The sequence below is a fragment of the Pectobacterium brasiliense genome (assembly GCF_013449685.1).
Classification (GTDB): Bacteria; Pseudomonadota; Gammaproteobacteria; order Enterobacterales; family Enterobacteriaceae; genus Pectobacterium; species Pectobacterium brasiliense_A.
This window is the reverse complement of sequence record NZ_JACDSF010000035.1, coordinates 1-475: the sequence shown is the minus strand read 5'-3', so window position 1 is coordinate 475 and position 475 is coordinate 1. Positions and strand designations below refer to the sequence as shown.

Here is a 475-nt window from a genome sequence, read left to right as displayed (position 1 = left end):
GCCGATAGTACCGACGTTAACGTGCGGTTTTGTACGTTCAAATTTTTCTTTAGACATCGATTGTCCCTCTAAGACACGGATAAATCGGTGGTATCACCACATCAACCAAGCGATAGCTTGCTGAATTTATTAACAGAAAGAAAATCAGGAGGAGGAAAAGGAAGTGGTGCTGATAGGCAGATTCGAACTGCCGACCTCACCCTTACCAAGGGTGCGCTCTACCAACTGAGCTATATCAGCACATCTTGGAGCGGGCAGTGGGAATCGAACCCACATCATCAGCTTGGAAGGCTGAGGTAATAGCCATTATACGATGCCCGCATCCTGGAACTCGGCTACCTAATTTTTCTGTAGATTTTGAAGTTGAGGAATAAGATTTTATAGACCCCGCCTTCGTCGATCCGGCTCAGTCTTACTACCGTATCGAATATCCTGTTACCAGGATTGAATTTGGTGGTGGGGGAAGGATTCGAAC

General features: G+C 46.3%; 2 tRNA genes. Both read right to left on the bottom strand.

From position 1 onward, the window contains the following. Nucleotides 1-164 precede the first annotated feature (164 nt). Nucleotides 165-240 (bottom strand) — tRNA-Thr (locus H0248_RS14740). Between the two features lie 6 nt (nucleotides 241-246). Further along, nucleotides 247-321 (bottom strand) — tRNA-Gly (locus tag H0248_RS14735). Nucleotides 322-475: the final 154 nt, after the last annotated feature.